19 protein-coding genes are annotated in these 24,020 nt (G+C 68.0%); 8 read left to right on the forward strand and 11 right to left on the reverse strand.

All coding sequences use genetic code 11. The features are described 5' to 3' along the window. Positions 1-2 precede the first annotated feature (2 nt). The 4 genes from LPA45_RS22795 to LPA45_RS22810 all read right to left on the reverse strand — a co-directional run bounded on the left by LPA45_RS22795 (position 3) and on the right by LPA45_RS22810 (position 3,400). Positions 3-536 (reverse strand): hypothetical protein, encoded by a 534-nt coding sequence (locus LPA45_RS22795; RefSeq protein ID WP_116319766.1) that lies wholly within the window; start codon positions 534-536, stop codon positions 3-5. A 28-nt stretch (positions 537-564) separates the two neighbouring features. Then, complete coding sequence (locus tag LPA45_RS22800; protein ID WP_116319767.1) at positions 565-1,389, reverse strand: DUF2092 domain-containing protein; 825 nt, start codon at positions 1,387-1,389, stop codon at positions 565-567. Between the two features lie 177 nt (positions 1,390-1,566). Next, complete coding sequence (locus LPA45_RS22805) at positions 1,567-2,304, reverse strand: glycosyltransferase family 2 protein (RefSeq protein ID WP_317921365.1); 738 nt, start codon at positions 2,302-2,304, stop codon at positions 1,567-1,569. Between the two features lie 22 nt (positions 2,305-2,326). Next, positions 2,327-3,400 (reverse strand): acyl-CoA dehydrogenase family protein, encoded by a 1,074-nt coding sequence (locus LPA45_RS22810; RefSeq protein WP_317921366.1) that lies wholly within the window; start codon positions 3,398-3,400, stop codon positions 2,327-2,329. 293 nt (positions 3,401-3,693) lie between these two features. On the opposite strand from LPA45_RS22810, the gene LPA45_RS22815 reads away from it, so the two are divergent. Further along, positions 3,694-4,941, forward strand: coding sequence for a diguanylate cyclase (locus LPA45_RS22815; protein WP_317921367.1), 1,248 nt, complete (start codon positions 3,694-3,696; stop codon positions 4,939-4,941). Positions 4,942-4,968: 27 nt separating this feature from the next. On the opposite strand, the gene LPA45_RS22820 is transcribed toward LPA45_RS22815, so the two are convergent. From LPA45_RS22820 to LPA45_RS22840, 5 genes are all read right to left on the reverse strand, one after another. Continuing rightward, entirely contained in the window at positions 4,969-6,177 is a 1,209-nt protein-coding gene (locus LPA45_RS22820) for an HWE histidine kinase domain-containing protein (protein WP_317921368.1), read from the reverse strand. Positions 6,178-6,254: 77 nt separating this feature from the next. Continuing rightward, the gene (locus LPA45_RS22825) at positions 6,255-6,953 is read right to left on the reverse strand and encodes a TrkA family potassium uptake protein (RefSeq protein ID WP_116319772.1); all 699 of its coding nucleotides are present in this window, start codon (positions 6,951-6,953) and stop codon (positions 6,255-6,257) included. Next, positions 6,943-8,271, reverse strand: coding sequence for a TrkH family potassium uptake protein (locus LPA45_RS22830; protein ID WP_116319773.1), 1,329 nt, complete (start codon positions 8,269-8,271; stop codon positions 6,943-6,945). Before LPA45_RS22830 ends, LPA45_RS22825 begins: the two co-directional genes overlap by 11 nt. A 109-nt stretch (positions 8,272-8,380) precedes the next feature. Continuing rightward, the gene (locus tag LPA45_RS22835; protein WP_317921369.1) at positions 8,381-9,847 is read right to left on the reverse strand and encodes an HDOD domain-containing protein; all 1,467 of its coding nucleotides are present in this window, start codon (positions 9,845-9,847) and stop codon (positions 8,381-8,383) included. Between the two features lie 9 nt (positions 9,848-9,856). Continuing rightward, positions 9,857-11,638 carry a bifunctional diguanylate cyclase/phosphodiesterase gene (locus tag LPA45_RS22840; RefSeq protein ID WP_317921370.1) on the reverse strand — a complete coding sequence of 594 codons (1,782 nt, stop codon included), beginning with the start codon at positions 11,636-11,638 and terminating at the stop codon, positions 9,857-9,859. Positions 11,639-12,016: 378 nt separating this feature from the next. Here LPA45_RS22840 and LPA45_RS22845 point away from each other — a divergent pair, with 378 nt between their 5' ends. Continuing rightward, entirely contained in the window at positions 12,017-13,405 is a 1,389-nt protein-coding gene (locus LPA45_RS22845; RefSeq protein WP_317921371.1) for a 3-deoxy-D-arabino-heptulosonate 7-phosphate synthase, read from the forward strand. 24 nt (positions 13,406-13,429) lie between these two features. On the opposite strand, the gene LPA45_RS22850 is transcribed toward LPA45_RS22845, so the two are convergent. Continuing rightward, the gene (locus LPA45_RS22850) at positions 13,430-15,796 is read right to left on the reverse strand and encodes a DNA polymerase II (RefSeq protein ID WP_116319776.1); all 2,367 of its coding nucleotides are present in this window, start codon (positions 15,794-15,796) and stop codon (positions 13,430-13,432) included. A gap of 186 nt (positions 15,797-15,982) precedes the next feature. Here LPA45_RS22850 and LPA45_RS22855 point away from each other — a divergent pair, with 186 nt between their 5' ends. The 6 genes from LPA45_RS22855 (at position 15,983) to LPA45_RS22880 (ending at position 22,941) form a co-directional block, all read left to right on the forward strand. After that, positions 15,983-16,831, forward strand: coding sequence for a MurR/RpiR family transcriptional regulator (locus LPA45_RS22855; protein ID WP_233528129.1), 849 nt, complete (start codon positions 15,983-15,985; stop codon positions 16,829-16,831). 21 nt (positions 16,832-16,852) lie between these two features. Next, the gene (locus LPA45_RS22860) at positions 16,853-18,085 is read left to right on the forward strand and encodes a diaminopropionate ammonia-lyase (protein ID WP_116319777.1); all 1,233 of its coding nucleotides are present in this window, start codon (positions 16,853-16,855) and stop codon (positions 18,083-18,085) included. 65 nt (positions 18,086-18,150) lie between these two features. Further along, positions 18,151-19,329, forward strand: a complete 1,179-nt coding sequence (locus LPA45_RS22865) for a M20 family metallo-hydrolase (RefSeq protein WP_376790692.1) — start codon at positions 18,151-18,153, stop codon at positions 19,327-19,329. Positions 19,330-19,359: 30 nt separating this feature from the next. Next, complete coding sequence (locus LPA45_RS22870) at positions 19,360-20,307, forward strand: N-carbamoyl-D-amino-acid hydrolase (protein ID WP_116319779.1); 948 nt, start codon at positions 19,360-19,362, stop codon at positions 20,305-20,307. 122 nt (positions 20,308-20,429) lie between these two features. Continuing rightward, positions 20,430-21,761 (forward strand): MFS transporter, encoded by a 1,332-nt coding sequence (locus LPA45_RS22875; protein ID WP_376790693.1) that lies wholly within the window; start codon positions 20,430-20,432, stop codon positions 21,759-21,761. Positions 21,762-21,780: 19 nt separating this feature from the next. Next, the gene (locus tag LPA45_RS22880; protein WP_317921372.1) at positions 21,781-22,941 is read left to right on the forward strand and encodes a YgeY family selenium metabolism-linked hydrolase; all 1,161 of its coding nucleotides are present in this window, start codon (positions 21,781-21,783) and stop codon (positions 22,939-22,941) included. A 27-nt stretch (positions 22,942-22,968) separates the two neighbouring features. Here the strand turns inward: LPA45_RS22880 and LPA45_RS22885 are convergent, their stop codons facing one another. Next, positions 22,969-24,006, reverse strand: coding sequence for a hypothetical protein (locus tag LPA45_RS22885; protein ID WP_317921373.1), 1,038 nt, complete (start codon positions 24,004-24,006; stop codon positions 22,969-22,971). Positions 24,007-24,020: the final 14 nt, after the last annotated feature.

Consider the following 24,020-nt stretch of genomic DNA (forward strand, 5'->3'; position numbering starts at 1 on the left):
CTTCAGTACGGCGGGTTGACCACGACGTACTGCGGCCCCTGCGGCATGTACCAGGTACTGCCGCACTGCTGGTAGACCATGCCGCCGTAGTTGACCGGCACGCAGCTCGGCGGGACCGAGCGCACCATGGAACCCACCACCGCCGACGTCACTGCCACCGTCGCGGTCACCGCGGCGGCAGTCGCTACCGGGTGGTAATCGTTGTCCCAGCCGCAGCAGCCGCCGTGACTGTCGACGTTCACGTTGACGTTGCGGTTCGAATTGACGTTGACGTTGCGGTTGGCGTTGACGTTGTTGACGCTGGTGTTGCGAACGTTGTTGGTGCGCGCGTCGGCTCGCTGGTTGTTCACCTGCCGCGCTTCGCGGTTACCGCCGCCGGCAGCGGCGCGCTGCCCGCCGCCAGCGTGTCCACCGGCTGCGGCATGTCCGCCACCACCGCCACCGCGGGCGGCCTCGGCCACCGGGGTCCAGCCGGACGCCACCAGCACGAGCGCGGCCGTGCACACTGCGAGCGGCTTTGCGAATGTGTAGGTCATGGCAATGCTCCTTTTGTCCATTGCCCCGTTACCGGGTGGCCTTCAGGGGAACGAATTCCGCCTTCCTGGCGTCCTTGGGCGGCGTGAAGGCGAACGCTGAAGTGCCGAACCTCGGGGTCAGGTTCCACTTGTAGAGCGTGACCGACTGCGGCCTGGCCTCGTCGGCCCGATTGGTGATGAGGAGCTTGCGCGGCAGCGGACGGCTGCCCGTGGCGATCCAGATCTGCCAGTCGAGCTGTCCCTGGCGGAAAGCATAGTGGTCGCACAGTTCACCGCCGACGATGTCCTGGCCGGCATTCATGGCCGATTCCATGTTGTCCAGCGGCGCCGCGGGCGTGCCCCACAGGAACAGGTCGGCCGACGGAATCTCGACACCGAAGCGTTCGCGCAGCCGTTGCGCCAGCACGCCCAGGTTGTCGCTGAAGTCCACCTGCGAGTAGGACTTCTGCGCAGGCGAGTAGAGCGTGACCTGCTTGCCGTCATAGATCAGGTCGCGCTGCGAGCGCGCGCTGCGCATCAGCGCGCGCAGCCGGTCCGGCCGTTGCACATCCAGGTCAGCCGTGGCGGTGTGCTGCAGCTTCTGGCCGTCCTGCAGCACCCGTTCGCCCGACAAGTCGATGAAGACCTCGAACTGGCGCAGCGACTGCAGGTACTTGCCCATGTCGTTCAGCGCCTGGATGGCCGCGGGATCGACCGCATTCTGCTGCGCCTGCGGCTGCGGCTGTGCCTTGCTGGCCGGCGCCGCTGCGGGCGCGGCCGATGTCGCGGGTGCGGCGGGCGGCGGCGCTGGCGGCGTGCTGCTGCAGGCCGCCAGCGCGATGACGAGCAGGGTCAGGGCCGGTATGCGTGCCATAGTGAACTCCGGTTGACTGGACAATCGCCCGGCCAATTGCGCTTTCAGGCCAGCGATGGAGACGCTCGGAAATCTTCTATGACGAGAGCCGCGAAGTGAAGTGAATCTTTTTGTGGGCGCGATAAGCCGCATGGCAATACGCGCGCGTGCCGTCGACGACGCATGGCGCCCGCGGCGCTAGACGCCCTCGGGCGCCGTTGCCTCGCCGGCGCCGTCATGCGGCGGCGACGGCAAGTCCGGCGCAGCCGCCAACGCCGCGAGATGATCGGCGAATCCCCCGGGCAGCCGGCCGCGCGGACGGCCGCTGGTGACGACCCGGGGCTGGCAGCTCCACGCGATCCTGGCGTCGATGGCCATCAGCCGCAGCACCAGCGCGACGTCTTCGTGCGTGGCCTGCGGCGGAAACCCGCCGGTACGCCGGTAGGCGTGCGAACAGACGCCCAGGTTGGCGCCGTGGACGTGCCGATGTTCGTCCTGCCAGCGGTAATGCGCGTAGAAAAGGACCGGCACATGCGGGGGGTGCAGGCTCCAGTCGTCGACCATGACCAGCCCGCATACGGCATCGGCGCGCAACGCCAGCTGGGCCACCAGCCAGTCAGGCGCCACGCGCGTGTCCGCGTCGGTAAACGCCAGCCAGCGCGCCTGCCGCGCCAGCAGGTGCACGGCGCCCGCATGGCGGGCCTTGCCGACGTTGCGCGCGGCGATCGTCAGGCAGGTGAGATGGCCGGCCGGCAGATGGCGGCGGGCGTGCCGCCTGGCAATGGCGGCAGAGCGATCGCTGCAGTCGTCCAGCACCAGCACGATCACGACGGGCTCGCCGTCCAGCAGCGGATGGGTACAGGCGACCGTCAGCGCGATCAGGCAAGCCTCGAGATACTGTTCTTCGTTATGCACCGGCACCACCACGCCGATCATCGTGTGCCCTCCGCTTGCGTTGTCACAGCGCGTGTTCGAAGGCAGGCCCACCCGCGTCATCCGCAAGCCGCGCGCCCAGCGCCGCCTGGTCGCGTTCCGCATGGCTCTGACGCAGGAACACCGGCAGGTCGGCATACAGCTGGGCCAGCCGCTGGTCGCGGCAGAGCGGTCCTGCGCCGAGCACATTGCCGGCACGATGCATCACGCGCCGGGCCGCGGCTTCCACCACGGCGCGCACGCGCATGGCCGGCACGAAGGCATCCGCGGCGGGATGGGCATCGATCCAGGCCGCGGTCTCGCGCAGCAGCGCCGCCGCGGCGCGCAGTTCGCCGTCGATGGCACCCAGGTGCGCCGCCGCGTGGGGATTCTGGTGGCGCTGCACGGTGTCGCGCACGGCCCGCGCCAGCGGCGTCACGGCCCCATACCAGCACGCCGCGATGCCTGCTCCGCCGTGCCAGAATCCGGGGCGGTCGATATAGGCGCCGGGACCGCCAATGCAGAGCGCCGCGCAGTCGTCCAGCAGCACGTCGCCGCTGCCGGTATCGCGCATGCCGACCGCATGCCAGCCATCGCCGGTCACGGTCACGCCCGGGGCGCGCGCATCGATCAGCGCCAGCCGGGCCGAGCCGGCTTCGTCCCGGCAGGTCAGCAGCGCATGCGACACCGCCGCCGCGCCGGAACACCACGCCTTGCGGCCATGCAGCCGCACCGGCGTCAACGGTCCCGCCATACCCGCCATACCCGCCATACCCGCCATACCCGCCATACCCGCCTGCAGGGCCAGCCTGCACTGGGCTTCGTCGGGCTCGCCCGGCATGGCCGTCATGCCGACGCGCGCGTCCGGCGGCTCGGCGGCCCATATCGCCCAGGTGGTGTCCGCGGCCGCCGTGGCATGTGCTACCTCCGCCAGGATCGCGAGCGCGTCGGCATGGGCTTCGAACAGCTTGATGACCACGGCGCCATGCGTTGCCGCCACGGCAGACAACAATTGCCAGCGCGCCAGCGTCTGCCCCCGCCCTGGCAGCGGGATGCCTTCACGCGGGCTCAGTGCCGCGAACAGGGAGGCAATGCGGTTTTCCGGGGGTGTGCAGTCCATGCGATGTTGCCGTCAGCGCGCCTGTGTCCGCGAATGCCCGCAGCGCGCCGGCGATTCACGAACCGTTTGGCCATTTGCCGACTCCTTCGGCGTCAGGAACGATCGTGAAACCCTGCATCGTCCATGCCAGCGCCCGCAGTCCGGTCCGGCAACGCGGTCGTGAAGGTTTTGCCTGCCAGTGGATCCCTGCCAAGGCACTTTCTACCCGCTGCCGTGGCAAGGCTGCTGTCGTATTTCCCACGTAGAATTCGCCTCACGGCGCAATCTGCAGGCGCCATGTCTTTACATTTGGGATGTACGTCGATCTTCTTACTCTTTACCTCCTTGCCATCGGAACCCTTCTCGCCAGTGCCGGGATGACGTTCTGGGAGCATCGGACCCATCCCAGCCGCGGCAAGGCGTTGCGGACCCTGGCAGCGGGCTTCGCGACGCTCGCCGCCGGCTGCGCGGCGGTGCTGTTCCGCCGTGACTTGCCTGGTGCGATCGGCCCGGCCCTGAGCAACCTCGTCATTCTCAGCGGCTACCTGCTGATCCTTTCCGCGGTCGCCTCGTTACGGGGACGCCAGTACCGCGCCCTGGCGGCCGCCGTGCTGATTGGCATGGCGCTACTGTGGGCGGCGGCGGGCATGCGCTGGCAGGATGCCATGTGGAACTACGTCAGCTCGTTCCCGATCGCGCTGGTTAGCGTGCTGACAACGCTGGAGATGCTGCGCTGCGAGCCGATGAAAGCGCTGCATGCGCGCCGCGTCGTCGTCGCGGTGACAGGCATCCATGCCCTCTTCTATGCCACCCGGGCATGCGTGCTGCCATGGCTGGTGATGGCGTACGGACCGTCTGTCCAGTCGTTTGCCAGCAAGATCACGATCTACGAAGGCGTGCTGTACTCGGTCCTGTTGCCGATGGCCCTGCTCAAGCTCGTGCGCGAGGAGGCGCACGGCCAGTTGCTGCGCGACTCCCAGACCGATTACCTGACCCGGCTTGGCAACCGCAGGTGGTTCTTTGAAGAAGGCGCGCGGCTGACGGGGGGCACGGGAGGCACGGGAGGCACGGGGGGCACGGGAGGCACGGGAGGCACGGGAGGCACGGGAGGCACGGGCGGTGCGTCCGGTGCCGACCCGGTCGCCGTGCTCGCGTTCGACCTCGACCAGTTCAAGGCGATCAACGACCGGTATGGGCACCAGGCGGGCGACAAGGTACTGAAGTTCTTTGCGGAAACCGCGCGTGAGGTCCTTGGCCCCCACGCGCTGCTGGCGCGCATCGGTGGCGAAGAATTCGCGGCGCTGCTAAGCGGGGACGACGCCCGCCGCGCCCGCGCGCTGGGGGAGTCTGTTGCCAGGCGCTTCGCCGGGGCCATTCCCGAGCGCATCGACGGCATCCGGATAGCGGCAACGGTCAGCATCGGGCTGGCGCAGTTCGACACTGAAGTGCCGGCGTTGGCCGACGGGCTTGCCGCCGCGGACCGGGCGCTTTACCGCGCGAAATCGCTGGGCGGCAATCGACTCGAATCGGCGCTGTCTGTCGCAGGGGCCGCGGCTGCCTGACGCCGAGGTCGCGTCACCGGCAGCGCGCTACAGCCTGGACAGCGGCAGGGAAAACATGACGGCCAGCCCGGGCTCGCGCCAATCCAGTTCGAACGTGCCGCCGAGCTGACGGGTAAGCGTATTGCGCAACAGGATGCTGCCGAACCCTTGCCGCTGGCTGGGCCCCTGGATTGGCGGGCCGCCTTCTTCGTGCCAGCGGACGGCGAGATGTTCCCCGCAGCGCTCCCAGCTCACCGAGACACACCCGGCTTCCTCGGACAGCGCGCCGTACTTTGCCGCATTGGTGGCAAGCTCGTGGAAGACGAGCGCCAGGCTAATGATCGCCCGGTTGCCAAGGAGCACATCGGCACCGTTGACGACAAGGCGGGTCCGGTCCGAGGCTTGGCCCGACGCTTCATAGGGCTTGAAGATGGCCCGGGTCAGTTCATGCAAGGTGCCGGCGGAGGCTGGCGGGCCATCCGCCTCCGTGCCGGACGCCTCGCGCACCAGTGCATGCGCGGCGGCGAGCGCGTGCAACCGGCCGGACAGGCTCCTGGCATAGCCGTCCACCGAACCGGCCGACAGCCTGCTGGCATGGATCAGCCCATCCACGACGGCGAATACGTTGTTCACGCGGTGGTCCATCTCGCGCGTCAGCATTTCCTGCCGCTCCAGCGCCTCCTGCAGGCGGCGTTGATTCTGCAGCATGGCAAGCGCAATGCCGACGAAGGAGGCCTGCTCCTGCATCACGCCGGCGTGCCCGGCATCGAAGTGCCCGGCTTCCTCGGCGACGATCCACAGGGTGCCCAGCGGCTGCCCGTGCGCCATGTATAGCGGAACCAGCAGCACCTCGGGACAGACCACGCCCGCCTCGGCGATCCAGCCATAGTAACGTTCCGGATGCCGCGTCAGGGTCGGCTCGAAGCGGTCCAGGCATACGCCACAAGGGCTGTAGTCGCGCGGCGTGGTGGCGCCTTCGAAGGACGCAAGCTTGCCGCGCAGGTCGCGCCAGCGGAAGAGGCCCGGCGTGCCATGCTCGGGCTCGAACGCGCTGATCCCGGCCGACGCCGCGCCGGTCAGCTGCATCGCGCGTTCGACCAGCCGGGGAAGCACCTGCCCGGGATGGTTGAGCATCTGCGCGGCGATGTCCTTCAGCGCAAGCTTCTCGCCCTGGTAGTCAATGGCTTTCGGAGGCCGGCGCTCCAGTTCGGCGGTGATGTAAAGGTCGGGGGGCGGGACGGTATCGGCAAGGGTCATGCCCTTCTCCTGGGTGCTCGCTGCGCTGCAATAACTACGGGATATTACACGGCGGCCTGCGGCTCTTCCCCGCGCCCCTAAACCTTTTCCGAACTGCCGGCGAAGCGTTCGATCTTGCTGGTCAGGCCCGACACCACCAGCAGGTCGCCGGGCAGGACCATGGTGGTCGCCGTGGCGTGCTCGAACTCCGCGTTGCCCCGCTTGATACCCACCACCGTCACCCCGAATTGCTCCCGGACGTGGGACATCAGCAAGGTCTTGTTATGGGTGCAGGCCGGCGCATGGATCCGCGCAATGGCGAAGCCGTCATCGAACTCGATGAAATCGATCATCTTGCCGGTAATCAGGTGGGCGACCCGCGCGCCCATGTCCGCTTCCGGATAGACCACATGGTGCGCACCGATGCGCTCCGCGATCTGCCCGTGTTCGGCCGTAAACGCCTTGACCCAGATGTCCTGGATCTGCAGCTCGGTCAGCGCCATCAGGGTCATCAGGCTGGACGACATATCCGTGCCGATGCCCACGATGGCGTGTGAAAAATCGGCCACGCCGAGCTGGCGCATGACATTGACGTCGGTCGAGTCGGCCTGGATCGCGCAGGTCAGCACGTTGGACCAGCGCTGCACCAGGTCGGGATCCCGGTCGATGCCCATCACGTCATGCCCCAGGCGCATCAGCGACTGCGCCACGGAACCGCCAAAGCGCCCGAGCCCGATCACGGCCACGCTGTCGCCTGCCGAGAAGGCGAACTGTTCGGAAAACAATCTAGCCAACAATTGGATGCTCCTCGGGGTAACGGTACGGCGTACGACGCTCGCCCATGGCAAGGGATACCGCGAGCGTGATGGTGCCGACCCGGCCGGCATACATCAGCGCGGCCAGGATCAGGTGCGCCGACGGCGGGAGGTCGGCGGTGATGCCGGTGGACAGGCCCGCGGAGCCAAAGGCCGCGATGACCTCGAAGATGACCTGGTCGGTCGGGAATTCCGTGACGAACAGGATGGCCAGCGTTCCGATCGTCGTCAGCGCGCTGCCCAGCACCAGCACGGTGATCGCTTGCCGCTGGGCGGAGCTGCTGACGCGGCGCCCGAAGGCTTCGCTGTCGCCGCGGCCGCGGATCTCGGCGATCACCAGCAGCGCCAGGATGGCAATGGTGCCGACCTTGACGCCGCCCGCGGTACTGGCGCTGCCGCCGCCGACGAACATCAGGAAGTAGTGCAGCGCCATGCTTTCATGGGTCAGGCCGCCGATGTCGATGGTGTTGAAGCCGACGGTGCGCGCGGAGACCGAGGCAAACGCCGCCGACAACAGCTTGTCTCCCGGCGCCATCGGGCCGAGCGTGCGTGCGTTGGTCCACTCGAACATCAGCACCCCGACCAGGCCTACCAGGAACAGCACCCCGGTGGTGGCCAGCGTGAGCTTGCTGTGCAGAGACCAGCGGTGCGGGCGGAAAGTCTTGTTGCGCAGGTCGTGCAGCACCGGGAAACCGATGCCGCCGACCAGGGCCGCCACCATCACCGGCATCAGCACCCACTGGTCGGCCGCATAGCGGATCAGGCTGTCGGCATGTGTCGAGAAGCCGGCATTGTTATAGGCGGAAATGGCATGGAACAGCCCGTTCCAGGCGGCGTCGTCCCACGGCGCGCCATAGAGGAAATGCAGCCGCAACGCCAGCCAGGCCGCCAGCACCAGTTCGACCCCGATGGTCACCACCAGCACCAGCCTGGCCACGCCGACGACATCGCCCAGCCCGATCGCGTGGGTCTCGGCCTGGGTCAGCAGCTTGGTGCGCAGCCTCAGCGAGCGGTTGACCATCAGCCCCAGCAGCGTCGACGCCGTCATCATGCCGAATCCGCCAAGCTGGAACAGGACCATGATGACTGCCTGGCCAAAGCCGGACCAGTACGTGCCGGTATCGACCACGATCAGCCCGGCCACGCACACCGCGGACACCGCCGTAAAAAAAGCGGTCAGCCACGGCACGCTGCCGCCGCCTTCGCGCGCCCAGGGCAGCATCAGCAGCACGCTGCCCGCAACGATGGCCAGCAGGAACCCCATGGCGACGGCGCGGGCAGGATGCAGGGCGGCTTTCATGCAGGCATTGTGTGCCTTGGCGCGCTACAAATCCATGTGTGCAGCGCAGCACCGTTCCCCGGGGCTGCCTGAAGAAGGTCCCGGAGGCAGCAGCGCCAGCCCCGCCGGCCTAGCGCGCCGGCGCCGACCGCAGGAAGCCGGCCGCAATCTCTCCCGCCAGCTGGGCGATCGCGTCGGCCTCCTCCCCGGACAGTGCCCCGGTGAAGCGCGCGTTGCCCCAGTCGCCGCAAATCAGGGCAACGCAGCGATTGCGCACCCGCACCGGGATCAGAAGCAGCGCGCGGGCATCGGGCATGGCCTCGCGATACCAGCGCGGCACGCGATGCGCGGCCTCGTTGTCAAAGGTGTCCTCGATCAGCAATGGCCGGTCAGCGAGCGTGGCGAAGTGGAACACGTCCGGAACGAAGCCTTCCTCGAAGGACAACTGGTCGAGCTTGTCGCGCATGCCTTCGCCAAAGCCGAGCCGCGCACCGAAGCGCCGCGCCGATGGATTCAGCAGCATCAGGAAGCAGCGCGAGAAATTCAGCGCGCGCATGGCGGACTCCAGCGCAAAGGGCGCAAGCTCGGCAATGGACATCGCCCTGCCCTCCTGCCGGACTTCGGCGACCGCCCGCTGCAGCCTGGCGAGCGCGTCGGCGGGGTTGCCGCCTTGCTCGCCGGCGTCGTCCCCGGCCTGGCTGGCGGCGTCCGTGGCCGCCATCGAGGTCGTGAGCACCTTGGCCTGCTCCAGCGCCCGCCCGAGGTGCCCCGGCTCCAGGCCCAGCCGTTCCGCCTGCGCCCGCAGCGCCGTATCGGCCGCCAACGGACTGTCGGCCGCTGGGTCGCCCTGGCCCGAGAGGATCGACGCGGCCGCCTGCGACGACAACCGGGCCACGGCGCCCAGCCAGTCGGCGTGCGTCTCCGGCATGGCGCCTTCCGGCAACGGGGGCGCGCTCATGGCGCCGGCGATCAGCGGCGGCAAACGCCATTTGACCGCAGCCGCCCGGGCGATCTCGCCAAGCGACACGCCCAGGACTTCGCGGCAGGCCTCGTCCTCGCTGATCTGCGCGCCGGCCTGCGCGCCGGCCTCGCACATTGCGGTAATGCGGTCCCACGCCTCCGGCACATACAGGATCAGCAGCAGCCGGCTCACATGGTGCATCAGCGTGCAGACCACGGCCTCTTCCCCGTCGGCGATGCCCCTTGCTTCCGCCAGGGTCCGGGTGAATTCCGCCGCGACCATGGCCTGCTTGAGCGCTTGCGCGGCCCGTGGCCGGTTTTCCGGCATGGTCTGGAAGAAGTCGAGCACGCGCACGCCCAGCGTCAGATGGATGACCGTATCCACCCCCAGCACCATGATCGCGCGCGAAACGGTGGTGACCTCGCCCCCGAACGAGCGGTACATGGCGGAGTTGGACAGCCGGATGATCTTCTGCGACAGGCTGAAGTCCGACAAGATGCTGCTGGCCATTTCGCCGACGTTGCGCTCCGCATCCAGCGAACTGAACACATGATCGATGCAATACTGCAGCGTCGGAAAATCGCCCTGCTCGGCCAGCCGGGCCCAGAGTTGGTCGAGGAATGCCTGTTTATCCATGGCCATGCCTCATTGCGGCAACAGGGTCGGGGCGTCCAGGCGCCACCTGCCCGCGGCAAAAGCCGCTTCGAGGTCGGCGGGACTCATGGCGCGCCCATAGTGCCAGCCCTGTGCCATCTCGCAGCGCTGCGCGGCCAGCAGCTCGCGCTGGCATGCCGTCTCGACGCCTTCGGCGATCGCCACCAGCCCAAGCTCGCGCGCCAGCGAGAGGACCGCAAAGACGATGGTCTGCGCGTGCGGCGAATCGACCATGTCGGCAACAAAACTGCGGTCGATCTTCAGCGCCGACAGCGGAAACCGGCGCAGGTACGACAGGCTGGAGTAGCCGGTGCCGAAATCGTCCACGGCAAAGCGGATGCCCAGCGCCCGCAACTCGGTCAGGACATTGCCCGCCGCTTCGGGATCGATCATCAGCGCCCCTTCGGTGATTTCCAGCACCAGCCGGCCGGCGCTGACACCGGTATCGCGGATCGCGCTGCGCACCTGGTCGGCGAAGCCGGGATGGCTGAACTGCACCGGCGACACATTGACCGACACGTAGCCGACCTGCGCACCCTTTGCATCCCACATGGCAAGCTGGGCGCAAGCGCAGCGCAGCACCCAGGCGCCGAGATGATGGATCAGGCCGTTGTTTTCAGCGACCGGCACGAAGATCTCGGGAGACACGGGGCGGCCGGCCCGCTCCCACCGCATCAGCGCCTCGACCGCGCACAGGTTGCTGCCGTCGAGGCTGACGATGGGCTGGTACTGCAGGGACAATTCGCCGTTATGCACGGCCTCGAACAGGTCTTGCTCGATCCGGAACTGCTCGTTCAGCTTCTCGTCGAACTCCGGCGAATAGCGGAAATACCGATTGCCGCCCAGCGCCTTCGCTTCGTACATGGCCCGGTCGGCGCGCCGCAGCAGCTCGGCGTCGGAATCCTCGACACCGGTGGCGAAGGCCAGCCCGATACTGGTGGTGACGCGGATCTGGCGCGCCGACAGCTGGAATGGCTGCCGGCAAATCCGCATGACCTGTTCCAGGATGTCGGCTGCGGCTTCGTCGGCTACGATGTTTTCGAGCAGCAAGACAAATTCATCGCCGCCCAGCCGCGCCACGGTGTCCGTCCCGCGCAGCACGCCGCGCAAACGGGCTGCCATTTCCTTGAGCAAGGCATCGCCGGCGCCATGCCCGAGGGAATCGTTGATTTTCTTGAATCCGTCCAGGTCCATCAGCGCGACAGCGAGCCGGCGTCCCGCCGAATGCTCCCCGGCCAGGTATTGTTCAATGCGGCGGCGAATGAGGTCGCGGTTGCCGATCCCGGTCAGCGGATCGATCAGCGACTGCTCGGTCAGTTGCTGCAGCTTCTGCATCCACGCCGTGACATCGGTCCCGAACAGCAGCAGCGACGCCAGCCCGGCTTCGTCGATGTCGCGGCAGACATGCAGCTCCAGGTAGCGGGTTCCGGCCGAGGCATCGTTGAACCGGACGGTGGCCCGCCGGGCCTGGCCATCCAGCAGGCAGGCCTGCCACAGCGCCGCGGCGCGTTCGTATTCGCCAATGGGAAGAATGTCGCGCATGGCCGCGCGGCACAGATACGCGTACGGAAGGCCCAGCAGCGCGCCCGACGCCCGGGTCGCGTTCAGGATCTGGCCGGTGACACTGACATGCAGGGCCAGCCCTTCCGACGTTTCCAGCAAGGCCCAGCCGTGCCGCCCGGCGGGGGCTGGCATCGCGCCATCCGCCTCGTCGTCGCGGGCCCATTCCGCTCCGTCGTTCGCCAGGACGGCGTCATACGTGAATGCGTGCATACGGTGTGAATCGACCCGCCCTGCCCGGCCACGCGGTCGCCGGAGATTGTTGTCATGCCAGGACCTTGACGACAGGACGCGTCAACCCTGTCGGTACCCGGCACGCTATTTGTAAAGTCCCGATTCTATTACGGCGCAAGGCGAATAAGGAAGCGTACGGACCGGGCTGTGGAAACGCCGCGACGCCATGCGGCCGGGGGCGGTCACGGCCGGATTTCCGGCAACGCGCCGCATGTCATGAAACCCGTCAATAACGTACAGCGAGCCCCCGCACGGTGGACAAACCCGTACGGATTGTCGAGACTTGACCAGATCCGCGTGCATCGACCCTGTGCCGCCCCTGTGCCGCCCCTGTGCCGCACTGTGCCGCCCCTTGCCATGCCACCGTTGCCCTCGCCTCCTTTGCTCAATGCAACACTGCGCGCCGTCGCGCGCCGCTATCGCCTGCCGGCCAGCGCCGCCGAGCTATCCGGGCAGCAGGCAGCCAGCCCGGCAACGACGCTCGCGCTCGCAATCGAACAGGCCCGCGCGGCGATGGCAAGCGGTGAAACGCCAGCCGCGGCCCTGAAAGACCGCTTTATCGATGCGCTCGCGCACCTGATCCGCGAAGCGTTGCGCACGGACGCCGGCGACCCGGTCTTCCAGGCCATGGTCATGCGGCACCGGGCGACGCACGTGCGCGAGTACGCGTCGTTGTCCGCGGGCGCCGACCCCGATCGCCGCCAGGTCTACATGGCCGTCAACGCGATCGCCCATCCGGGCCGGCAGCAGCGTCTCGCGCCGGGTCCGCAGCGTGAGGCCTTGGCCCGGCTTCATGCGTCCACCTCGGCGTCATCGTGGTCCGCGCTGCACGATACCGTACGTGGCCTGCTCGATATGCCGGAGATAGCGAGCGAAGCGCCGGGCCTGGCGCGGCTGCTCGACAGTCCCGCGCTGAAGCGCTTGCAGCGTCTCGAAGCACTGGAGGCGGATGACCTGGTGCGCCAATACCGGGAGCTATGGGACCGGCATGGCCCGCGCTCGGGAAGCGCCACGGCCAGTGCGCAAGGCGCCGCCGCCCGCCAGCGTGGCGCCGCCACCGAAGCGCAGGCCGCACAGGCACTGGAGGCACTGGCGCAGCGACTCAACGAGGCCGAGCGAGCGCAGGCGTCATACCGCGTCGTGACCTCGATGCGCGTACCGGCCTCGATCCCCGCCACGCATGAACGTGCCAAGACCGAATGGGACGCCGTCCTGCTCAGGCAACTGCCGGCATCCGATGCAGCACCAGCCTGGGAAATCTGCCTGCTCGCAGAGGCCAAGGCCTCCGTCGATGCCGCCACGACTGACCTGCCGAAGCTGCTGCGCGGCTTGCACTTGCTGGCACATGCCGACAAGGACGTCGTCTATGCGTTCGAAACGCAGCAAGGGACCGTGCGCCTGCACGGTGCCTCGCTCAGCGCGCTGCGCACCGATGAGGCCAGTCAGGCCGGCCTGGCAGGCCTGGTGCTGTATTGCTGCGATGCGCCCGCCGAAGCCAGGCCGCGCCTGCTCAGTGCGGCCAGCCGGATGCAGCTGCTGTCGGCGCAGGCCAGCCTCGAATTCGCCAGCGACCTGTGGGAAGGCCAACCCGCGGAAGCGGCGATTCTTGCCCCTGTCTGGCACGGGCTATTGGAATCGCCCCGGTGGCGCAGCGTACTCAACCAATATCCGGCGCTGTGGCAAGTCCGCGAGCTGATGGTCCATCCTGACGACCTGCTGGCGGCCATCCATCAGGCAGGCGCCTGACGCCAGGGGTGCTGTCACGCTGGCCTATTGCGGAAACAGCGTCATCTGCCCCGACAACAGCCGCTCGAAGTCGTCGTCCAGGAACGGCAGGATCGCATCGGCAATCGGCTGCAGCTGCTTGCCGACGTAGTGGCCATAGTCGATCGGCGCGGATCGGCATTCGAGCGGCTCCGGCCCTGCCGTGGTCATCACATAGCTGATCCAGCCGCCATGCTGGTACTGGCGTGGGCGGCCGTGGCGCTCGTTGTAGTCGTCGGCGATGCGGGCAGCCCGCACGTGCGGCGGCACGTTGCGCTGATAGTCCTCCAGCTTGCGCCGCAGGCGCTTGCGATAAACCAGCTGCTCGTCGAGCTCGCCGGCAAGCGTACGGCGCACGATGTCGCGCACATAGTCCTGGTATGGCGCGCGGTTGAAGACCTTCTCGTAAAGCGTCTGCTGGAACTGCTGCGCAAGCGGCGACCAGTCCGTGCGCACCGTCTCCAGCCCCTTGAACACCATCTCGACCGTGCCGTCGGCCCGCTCCACCTGGCCGGCGTAGCGCTTCTTGCTGCCAAGGTCGGTGCCGCGGATGGTCGGCATCAGGAAGCGGCGGAAGTGGGTCTCGAACTGGAGTTCAAGCGCGCTTTCCAGGCCATAGGTCTGCCACAGGTGGTCGCGCCACCAGTCGTTGACGCAGGCGACCAGGCTGCGGCCGATCTGCTGCGCATCGGCTTCCGTGCGCGCGCGGCGCAGCCAGACGAAGGTGGAATCGGTGTCGCCATAGATCACCTCGTAGCCGCGCGCCTCGACCAGCGCGCGGGTCTGCCGCATGATCTCGTGGCCGCGCATGGTGATCGATGACGCCAGCCGTGGATCGAAGAACCGGCACCCGCTCGACCCCAGCACGCCATAGAACGCATTCATGATGATCTTGAGCGCCTGCGCGAGCGGCTTGTTACGGTCGCGCTTGGCGGCCTCGCGGCCCTGCCAGACCCGGGCGACGATCGCCGGCAGGCAGTGCTTCGTCCGGGAGAAGCGCGCGCCGCGGAAACCGGGCACCGAGTCGGCATCGCCAGGATGCGCCAGGCCCTCGACCAGGCCGATGGGGTCGATCAGGAAGGTGCGGATGATCGACGGATAGAGACTCTTGTAGTCCAGCACCAGCACCGATTCGTAGAGCCCCGGCCGTGAATCCATGACGAAGCCGCCCGGGCTGGCCTCCGGCGCCAGCTCGCCGAGGTTGGGTGCGACATAGCCCTGCCGGTGCATCAGCGGCATGTAGAGATGCGTGAAGGCGGCAACCGAACCGCCGCTGCGGTCGGCCGGCAGTCCCGTGACCGTGGCGCGCTCCAGCAGGAATGACAGCAGTTCCGTCTTCTCGAAGATCCGCGTCACCAGTTCGCAATCGCGCAGGTTGTAGCGCGCCAGTGCCGGCTTGTCCTGCTCGAACATGCGGTCGATGGCATCCATGCGGTCGTACGGATTGTCGATCGCCTTGCCTTCACCGAGCAGCGTCTGCGCCACCGATTCCAGGCTGAACGACGGGAAGCTCCACGTGGCCGAACGCAGCGCCTCGATGCCATCGATGATCAGCCGTCCCGGCGCGCTGGCGAAATAGTGCTGCTGTGCGTTGTGCTCGCGCCATTCCAGTTCCGCACCGCCGCGGCCGAGGCGCAACGGCACCTGCAAGCGGCGGGCATGCTCGACCAGCACGCGCAGGTCGAACTGGACCAGGTTCCAGCCGATGATCGCGTCGGGGTCGTGATGGGCCAGCCACTGGTTCAGCTTCTCCAGCAACTCGGGTCGTGCCGCGCAATATTCGAGCGAGAAATCGACATCGACCGGTGCCGCTGGCGCGTCGCCCAGCATGTAGACCTGGCGCTGGTCGCAGCCTTCGAGCGCAATCGAGTAAAGCTCGCCGAAGGCGTTGGTTTCGATATCGAGCGACACCAGCCGTAGCGTGGGCCGGTAGTCCGCCGCGGGTTTCAGCTGGGCGTTGCACAGCACGCCGTCGCCGTCCGGCTCGCCCTCGAACCAGACCGGCGCCGTGATGAAGCGCTCCATCAGGTAGCGCTCGGGCGGGCGGATATCGGCTTCGTAGAGGTCGATGCCGGCCTCGCGCAGCGAACGGCCGAGCTGGATCAGCTGCCGATGCTGCTGGCAGTACAGGCCCATGACCGGCCTGCCCCGGAAGTCTTGCAACTTCAGCGGGCGCAACTCGACCTCGCGCTCGCGGCGCAGCAGCGCCTCGGCACGCTCGCGTTGTGCCTCGGGGACAAATGCAATCGACGGCTGATACGGCAGGCGCAGCCGGCGCGGCCCGTCGTCGGTGGCCAGCCAGACCTCGACCTCGGTGCCGGCCGGCGTATCGCGCCAATGCCGGGTCAGGATGAAACCCTGCTGGAGTGCCACGCTTGAGCCTTTTGGAATGAAACCGCTATCGGGTGATTTTAGCGAAGCGAGGGCCGCCCTCGACCCGACGCTCGCATGTGCGCGACAATCCCCATCATGAAACCAAAGTTTCATGAATAATTTTGTTTGACACCAAAGTTTCATCAGCCTATATTTCTGAAACCGAAGTTTCATTCGGACCCGATCATGACCTCATCGTTGCAAGACAAGATCCTCGCACTGAACGACCAGCTCACCGAAAGCGAGCGCCGCCTGGCCGCCGTGACCCTGGAGTGCATTGGCAACCTCGCCGCCTACTCGGCTACCGAACTGGCGCAGAAGGCCGGCGTGTCCAAGGCGACCGCCGGGCGGTTCTTCCGCCGCCTCGGCTATGAGAATTTCAATGAAGTCCGCGCCCTGCTGCGCGACGAGGCCGACCGCGGCTCGCCGCTGTACGAGCTGGCCGGCGTGCAGGCTCCTGCCGACGACCAGGCGCCGCTGGCACGCCATCTGTCCAATGACCTGCAGAACCTCGCCCAGACCTTCGACCGCCTGAATCCGGCCGATGTCGAGCGCGCCGTCGCGCTGTTCGCCGGCGCCGGGCGGGTCTTTATCGCCGGCTTCCGCAACGGCCGCGTGCTGGCGCAATACGCGTGGGCGCTGCTGACCCAGTTGCGGCCGGGCGTGACGCTGGCGCCGGGCGCCGGGCTGAACCTTGCTGAAGACCTGGCCGACCTCGGCGCAGACGACGTGCTGCTGGTGATGGACTTCCGCCGGCGCGTGACGCTGCTGTGGCCCATGGTGGCCCACGCCAACCGCGTCGGCGCCAAGGTCGTGATCCTGACCGACCCCAGCGCGACCGACCTGCCGGCGCGCTCTGACGTGGTGCTTCGCTGCGTCAACCACGGTGCGGCGGTGTTCGACTCCTATGTCGCGGCCGTCAGCCTGATCAACCACCTTTGCACAGGCCTCGCGCTGATCCTCGGCGACGCGGCGCGCGAGCGGCTCGAAGAAATCGAATCGCTGCATGACCACTACGGCGATTTACATCGCTAGAACCCAACCCAGGAGACTGTCTTGAACCACCCGCTCCCCAACCTGAAGCTGCAGTGCGCGCTGAACCCGGCGGCCACGCCCGGCGCGCCCTACGGCACGCGCCAGCAAGCCGTGCTCGGCGGCGAAGCCTTTACCCGCGCCGCCACGCAGATCCGCCGCTGGCCGGGCTACGCGCCGACGCCGCTGGTCGCACTCGATGGCCTTGCACAAGCCGCCGGTGTCGCACAGATCCTTTACAAGGACGAAGGCGACCGCTTCGGGCTGGGCAGCTTCAAGGCGCTGGGCGGCGCCTACGCGGTCAGCCGCCTGCTGGTGCGCGAGATCGGCAGCCGGCTGGGTGTGGGCGACGTGTCGGTCGACGACCTGCTATCGGGCCGCTATGCCGACGCGGTGCGGGATATCACGGTCACCTGCGCCACTGACGGCAACCACGGCCGCTCCGTGGCCTGGGGCGCGCAACGCTTCGGCTGCCAGTGCGTGATCTATATCCACGCCACCGTCAGCGAAGGCCGCAAGGCCGCCATCGAGCAATACGGCGCGCAGGTGGTCCGCACCGCGGGCAACTACGACGATTCGGTACGCCAGGCGGCCGAGGACGCGGCCCGGCTGGGGCGCTTCGTGGTCTCGGACACCTCCTATGAAGGCTATATGGAAGTGCCCAAGGACGTGATGCAGGGCTACGCGGTGATGGCCGACGAGGCGCTGCGCCAGTTGCCGGACGGCCAGTTGCCGACCCACGTGTTCCTGCAGGGAGGCGTGGGCGGGCTCGCAGCCGCCGTGTGCGCGCACTTCTGGGAAGTGCTCGGCGACAAGCGCCCCCGCTTTATCGTGGTCGAGCCGGACCAGGCCGCCTGCCTGTATGAAAGCGCTCGCGCCGGCAAGCCGGTGGCAGTCCATGGCGACCTCGACACGGTGATGGCCGGGCTCGCCTGTGGCGAAGTCTCGCTGCTGGCCTGGGAAGTGCTGCATCCCGGCGCGCATGCGTTCCTGACCATCGACGATGCCTCCGCGCTGGAAAGCGTGCGCCTGCTGGCCGACGGCCGCTATGGCGATGCCCCCATCGTCGCCGGCGAATCGGCGGTCGCGGGGCTGGCCGGCTGCCTTGGCGCCATGGCAGATCCCACCACGCGCGAACAGCTTGGCCTCGACGCCGCCAGCCGGGTGCTGGTGTTCGGCAGCGAAGGCGCGACCGATGTGGCGCTGTACCAGCGCATCGTCGGCCGCCTGCCGGAAGACGTAAGGAAGGCAGCGTGAACGCGACCCTCGACCTTGCGCGAACCGCGCGGATCGACCTGCCTCGGCTGCTGCGCCGCATCGCCATGCTCGGCGAAGTCGGCGCCATCGACGGCGGCGGGGTCTGCCGGCTCGCGCTGACCGACGAAGACCGCGCGGGGCGCGATCTGGTGGTGTCGTGGATGCGCGAGCTGGGACTGGCGGTCAGCATCGACGGTATCGGCAACGTGGTCGGCGTGCGCGCCGGCCGCGAAGACCTGCCGCCGGTAATGACCGGCTCGCATATCGACACCGTGCGCACGGGCGGGCGCTACGACGGCAATCTCGGCGTGCTCGCCGGCCTGGAAGTCATGGCCGCGCTGGACGACGCCGGCATCGTCACGCGCCACCCGCTGGCGGTTGCGTTCTTCACCAATGAGGAAGGCGCGCGCTTTGCCCCGGACATGATGGGCAGCCTCGTGTTCCAGGGCGACCTGCCACTGCAGCAGGCGCTTGGCACGCGCGGCATCGATGGCACCACGGTTGGCGAGAACCTTTCCCGGATCGGTTATGCCGGCCCTGCGCCAGTGGGCCGCAATCGCGTGCATGCCTTCGTCGAACTGCATGTCGAGCAGGGCCCGGTGCTTGAGCACGAGGACATCGCCATCGGCGCGGTCACTGGCGTGCAGGGCATCCACTGGACCGAATTCACCGTGGAGGGCACATCCAACCATGCCGGCACCACGCCGATGCGGTTGCGCCACGATGCGGGCCTGGTCGCCGCGCGCGTCGCCTGCTTCGTGCGCGACCTGTCGCGCGAGCTGGGCGGCGCGCAGCTCGCAACCGTCGGCCAGGTGCAGTACTTCCCGAACCTCGTCAACGTGATCCCGAACCGCGCGGTGTTCACGGTCGACCTGCGCAATACCGACGGCGCCGTGCTGACGGATGCGGTGCAGCGCACGCTGGCCTATGCGCAGGACGTGGCGAAGGCCGAGGGCGTTCGCCTCAGCCAGCGCACGCTGGCCGACTTCGCACCGGTGGCGTTCGACGCCGGCATGGTCGACCGCGTCGAAGCCATCGCGCGCCGGCACGGACACAGCGTGCGGCGCATGCCGAGCGGCGCCGGGCACGACGCCCAGATACTCGCCCGCATGTGCCCCGCCGGCATGATCTTCGTGCCGAGCGTGGCCGGCCTTTCGCACAACGTCGCCGAACTGACCCACGACCGCGACATCCAGGCTGGCGCCGACGTGCTGCTCGACCTGATGCTCGAACTTGCCGCCTGACATTCCCCGCATAACAGGAGACTCCCAATCATGTCCCGCATCGTCCACGTTGCCGCAGCCCAGCTCGGTCCGATCCAGCGCAGCGACTCGCGCCGCGACGTCGTCGCCCGCCTGCTGGCCCACCTGCACCATGCCCACGAAATGGGCTGCCACCTCGTGGTGTTCCCGGAACTGGCGCTGACCACTTTCTTCCCGCGCTGGTACATGGAAGACCCCGAAGCCCTCGACGCCTTCTACGAGCGCGAGATGCCCGGCCCCGAGACGCGCATCCTGTTCGACACCGCCGCGCGGCTCGGCATCGGCTTCTATCTCGGCTATGCGGAACTGGCGCGCGAAGGTGGCGCGGAACGGCGCTACAACACCGCCATCCTCGTCGGCCGCGATGGCAAGATCATCGGCAAATACCGCAAGGTGCACCTGCCCGGCCACGACCAGCATGAGCCCTGGCGCGCCTTCCAGCATCTGGAAAAGCGCTATTTCGAGCCGGGCGACGATTTCGGCGTCTGGCAGGGGTTCGGCGGCGTCATGGGCATGGCGCTGTGCAATGACCGCCGCTGGTCGGAGACCTATCGCGTGATGGGCCTGCAAGGCGCGGAAATGATCCTGCTGGGCTACAACACCCCCGTGCACAACCCGCCCGCGCCAGAGCACGACGACCTGTCGATGTTCCACAACCACCTGGTGATGCAGGCCGGCGCCTACCAGAACGGCACCTGGGTGGTCGGCGTGGCCAAGGCCGGCAAGGAAGAGGGCTGCGAGATGATCGGCGGCACCTGCATCATCGCGCCGTCGGGCGAGATCGTCGCGGCCTGCTCGACCAAGGGCGACGAGCTGGCCATCGCGCGCTGCGACCTCGACCTGTGCCAGTCGTACAAGACCACGACCTTCAACTTCGCGCGGCACCGCCGCCCCGAGGCCTACGGCCGCATCACCAGCCAGCGCGGCGCCACACCACCGCAGGCGCTGGCCGCCGCGTAACCGGCGCACTTTCCCGCCCCCTTCCCTAATCGAGATAAAAAGAACATGCAGGCGCCTTCGGGCGCCCGCAGGGGGCGTTGTTGTCTCACCAAATCCAAAGGAGGAACATAGTGAGCGATTCCCTGCAATCCGCGCCGGCGCTTCGCGCCCCGGCCGCGACCCCGAACACATCCGACACGATGGCAGCGCACGACAACGCGCTCTACCGCAAGGTGGCCTGGCGACTGCTGCCGTTCCTGATGGCCTGCTACGTGGCGGCCTTCCTGGACCGCGTCAACGTCGGCTTCGCCAAGCTGCAGATGCTGGACCAGCTCAAGTTCAGCGACACGGTGTACGGCCTTGGCGCCGGCATCTTCTTCATCGGCTACTTCCTGTTCGAAGTGCCGAGCAACGTGCTGATGCACCGCATCGGCGCCAAGAAGACGCTGGCGCGCATCATGATCCTGTGGGCCTGCATCTCGGCCTGCATGGCGCTGACAAAGACGCCGACGCAGTTCTACATCCTGCGCTTCCTGCTCGGCGCCGCCGAGGCGGGCTTCTATCCCGGCATCATCCTGTACCTCACCTACTGGTTCCCGTCGCACCGGCGCGGCCAGGTGATCGCGGTCTTCATGACCGCGGTGCCGGTGGCCGGCATCCTTGGCGGGCCGCTGTCGGGCTGGATCATGGAGAGCATGCACGAGCACTACGGCTTTGCCGGCTGGCAATGGATGTTCCTGCTCGAAGCGATTCCATCGGTCGTGCTGGGCCTTGCCGTGCTCTGGTACCTGGACGACAGCATCGCCGATGCACGCTGGCTGGGCGCGGCCGAGAAGCACCGCCTCGCCCACAACATCGCGGCGGAAAAGGGAAGCAAGACCGAGCACGTATCGCTGCTCAGGCTGTTCCGCGACCGCCGCGTGATCCATATGGCGCTGATCTGCTACTGCACGGTCTCCAGCCTCTCGGGCCTGGCGTTCTGGATTCCATCGGTGATCCGCTCGACGGGCGTGGTCTCGCTGCTCGACGTCGGCCTGCTGACGGCGATCCCGAATGCGTTCGCGGTGGTGTCGATGATCCTGGTGTGCCGGCATTCCGACAAGACGCGCGAGCGCCGCTGGCACATGGTCATCCCGTTTCTCGTCGGCGGCACCGGCCTGGCGCTCAGCACGATGTTCAGCCATAACCCCGCGTTCGCGGTGGCGATGCTGTCGGTGGCGGCGGCCGGGTGCATGGTCTGCTCGCCGCTGTTCTGGAGCCTGCCGACCGCCTTCCTCGAAGGGCGCAGCGCGGCGGCCGGCATTGCGGCGATCAATTCCTTCGCCGGCCTCGCCGCCTTTGCCAGCCCGTATGCCATCGGCTGGATCAAGGACCTCACGGGCTCGACCGACTGGGGCATGTACTTCCTCGCCTCCTTCACCGTGATCGGCGCGCTGCTGGTGCTGCGCGTGCCGGCCGCGCTGGTCAACCGCTGACAACAAGAGACTTACCGACATGATCGATCCCGCAAGCAATCTCAGTGACGTCGCATCGCTGACCCGCGAGATGGTGCGCATTCCCAGCCTGTCTGGCCAGGAGGGCGACCTCGCTGCCCTGCTGTCCCGACGCATGACCGAAGCCGGCTTCACGTCGGTAACGATGGACGCAAACGGCAGCGTGCTCGGGCTGATCGGCCCCGAGGACGCGGACGTGGCGCTGCTGTTCGACGGCCATATGGACGTGGTGCCTGTCACCGGCACGTGGCGCTTCGAGCCGTTCGGCGGCACCATCCACGACGGCCGGCTGTACGGGCGCGGCAGCACCGACATGAAGGGCGGCATCGCCGCCGCTATCTGCGGCGTTGCCGCCGCGGCACGGGAGCGGCCGCTGCGCAAGCGCGTCGCGGTTTGCGCCAGCGTGCTGGAGGAAGTGATCGAAGGACATGCGCTGGCATCGGTGCTGGGCCGTTGCGAGCCGGATGCGGTGGTTATCTGCGAACCTTCGAAGCTGCAGGTCAAGACGGGACAGAAAGGCCGGCTGGAAATCCAGCTCACCTTCCACGGCAAACCCGCGCATGCGGCGACGCCGCACCTTGGCGTCAATCCTCTGCTCGCCGCCGCGCGTGCGCTGACGGCGCTGGAAGGCCTGCAACTGCCGGTCGACCCGGTCCTTGGCGCCGCACTGCTGGTGCCGACGGATATCGTCTCATCGCCGTATCCGTCGATCTCGATGATCCCGACTTCGGCCACCATCCGCTTTGACCGCCGCACCCTGGGCGGCGAGACGCGCGAGGACATCCTCGGCCAGATCGGCAGCTGCCTGCGCGCCAATGGCCTGCATGACTTCACACTGGCGGTGTCCGACGACGAGGTGCGGACCTTCACCGGCGAATCGGCGCGGCCGACCCGCTGGCTGCCGGCATGGCAGCAGCCGGAAAGCACCCCGCTCGTGCAGGCCGCGGTGCGCGCCATCGCACAAGCCGGGCGTTCGCCGCAGGTCGGAAGCTGGGCGTTCTGCACCAACGGCTCCGAATCGGCCGGCCGCCGCCGTATCCCGACCATCGGGCTGGGGCCGGGGTGCGAGGAGGACGCGCATACCATCGATGAATCGATCGCGCTGGAGCAGCTGGACGGCGCGTGCGAGATCTATCGCAACCTGGTGCTGGCAATGGCCTGACGCCGGGGCGGCCCGCTCCACGCGGGCTCACAGCATGCGCGCCGCCTCATCGAGCAACTGCATGGGCGACAACATGCCGGCGCGGGCCACGCACACCAGCGCAAAGGTGCGAACCAGCGGCGGATCCCCGGGAACCCGCGCGGTCATCAGCTGGAGGTCCGCGCCGGGCCCGGCACTGCCGGGCGGCAGCACGATGTTCATGGCGCTCAGCCGCACCGCTTCCCGCTCGACCTTGAAGCTGGCCTCGGCATGCGTCAGCGCGTCGACCAGCGCGTGCAGCTGGCGCTCCGGCATGCCGGCCCGGCCGCCCTGCGCGCCCTCTTCGCTCAGTGCCGCGAGCGCAGCCTCGTTCTGTGCCACCTGCTCGCGCAGCCGCTCGGGCTCGCCGGCTTGCGCCTCGCCGCCTTGTCCAAGCACGCTGCGCATGCCGACGCCCTGCTTTTCCAGCAGGTGCAGCCGCGTGGTCAGCAGCGTCTGCTCGCGCTCGATGCGGTCGCGCCGGGACGTGCCGCCAGCCACATCGCCCAGTGCCTGCAGCGCGAGCTGGTCCAGTATGCGGGAAGCGATTTCCTCGCGCAGCGCCGCTTCGGTCGGCGCGCAGATCCTGACCTGGTGATCGGCGAAGCTGACCGTGGTCTGGGGCACCTCCGTGCGCATGACATCGCCTTCCAGCGCCACACCCAGCGTGCGGCGTTCCAGCTTGTCCATCCCGAGCACGCAATAGGCCTCGGCGGCGGACGCTGCGCCGCTGAAATAGTCGCGCAGGTCCGGCGACCGGCTGAACACCGGCATGACGTCCTGCGCCGTGCCGAAGAAGGCATGGATATAGGGATCGCTGTCCCAGCTTGCCTCGCTTGCCACCGACGCCGGCGGCAAGCCCGCCACCACATCGCGCACGTACCGGTCGGCGATGGCCAGCGCCGGGGCAAGCTGCTTGCGGTAGCCCCCCACCAGCCGCACGTATGGGCAAAGCCTGGTCACGCGCTCCGCCAGCGCGGCGCGCTCTGCATCGCGCGCCCCGTCCGGATGCTTGCCGCGACGGCGCAGCCAGTTGAGGACAGTCATCGCTAGGCACCTCC

Origin of the sequence: Cupriavidus sp. Agwp_2 (genome assembly GCF_040784895.1) — a bacterium.
GTDB lineage: Bacteria > Pseudomonadota > Gammaproteobacteria > Burkholderiales > Burkholderiaceae > Cupriavidus.

Coding starts and splice junctions, on each gene's coding strand:
- LPA45_RS22805 (WP_317921365.1), bottom strand. CDS start 2,304: ATGATCGGCGTGGTGGTGCCGGTGCATAACGAAGAACAGTATCTCGAG.
- LPA45_RS22840 (WP_317921370.1), bottom strand. CDS start 11,638: ATGCACGCATTCACGTATGACGCCGTCCTGGCGAACGACGGAGCGGAA.
- LPA45_RS22830 (WP_116319773.1), bottom strand. CDS start 8,271: ATGAAAGCCGCCCTGCATCCTGCCCGCGCCGTCGCCATGGGGTTCCTG.
- LPA45_RS22835 (WP_317921369.1), bottom strand. CDS start 9,847: ATGGATAAACAGGCATTCCTCGACCAACTCTGGGCCCGGCTGGCCGAG.
- LPA45_RS22855 (WP_233528129.1), top strand. CDS start 15,983: ATGACCTCATCGTTGCAAGACAAGATCCTCGCACTGAACGACCAGCTC.
- LPA45_RS22810 (WP_317921366.1), bottom strand. CDS start 3,400: ATGGACTGCACACCCCCGGAAAACCGCATTGCCTCCCTGTTCGCGGCA.
- LPA45_RS22885 (WP_317921373.1), bottom strand. CDS start 24,006: ATGACTGTCCTCAACTGGCTGCGCCGTCGCGGCAAGCATCCGGACGGG.
- LPA45_RS22865 (WP_376790692.1), top strand. CDS start 18,151: ATGCTCGGCGAAGTCGGCGCCATCGACGGCGGCGGGGTCTGCCGGCTC.
- LPA45_RS22870 (WP_116319779.1), top strand. CDS start 19,360: ATGTCCCGCATCGTCCACGTTGCCGCAGCCCAGCTCGGTCCGATCCAG.
- LPA45_RS22880 (WP_317921372.1), top strand. CDS start 21,781: ATGATCGATCCCGCAAGCAATCTCAGTGACGTCGCATCGCTGACCCGC.
- LPA45_RS22845 (WP_317921371.1), top strand. CDS start 12,017: ATGCCACCGTTGCCCTCGCCTCCTTTGCTCAATGCAACACTGCGCGCC.
- LPA45_RS22820 (WP_317921368.1), bottom strand. CDS start 6,177: ATGACCCTTGCCGATACCGTCCCGCCCCCCGACCTTTACATCACCGCC.
- LPA45_RS22795 (WP_116319766.1), bottom strand. CDS start 536: ATGACCTACACATTCGCAAAGCCGCTCGCAGTGTGCACGGCCGCGCTC.
- LPA45_RS22800 (WP_116319767.1), bottom strand. CDS start 1,389: ATGGCACGCATACCGGCCCTGACCCTGCTCGTCATCGCGCTGGCGGCC.
- LPA45_RS22815 (WP_317921367.1), top strand. CDS start 3,694: ATGTACGTCGATCTTCTTACTCTTTACCTCCTTGCCATCGGAACCCTT.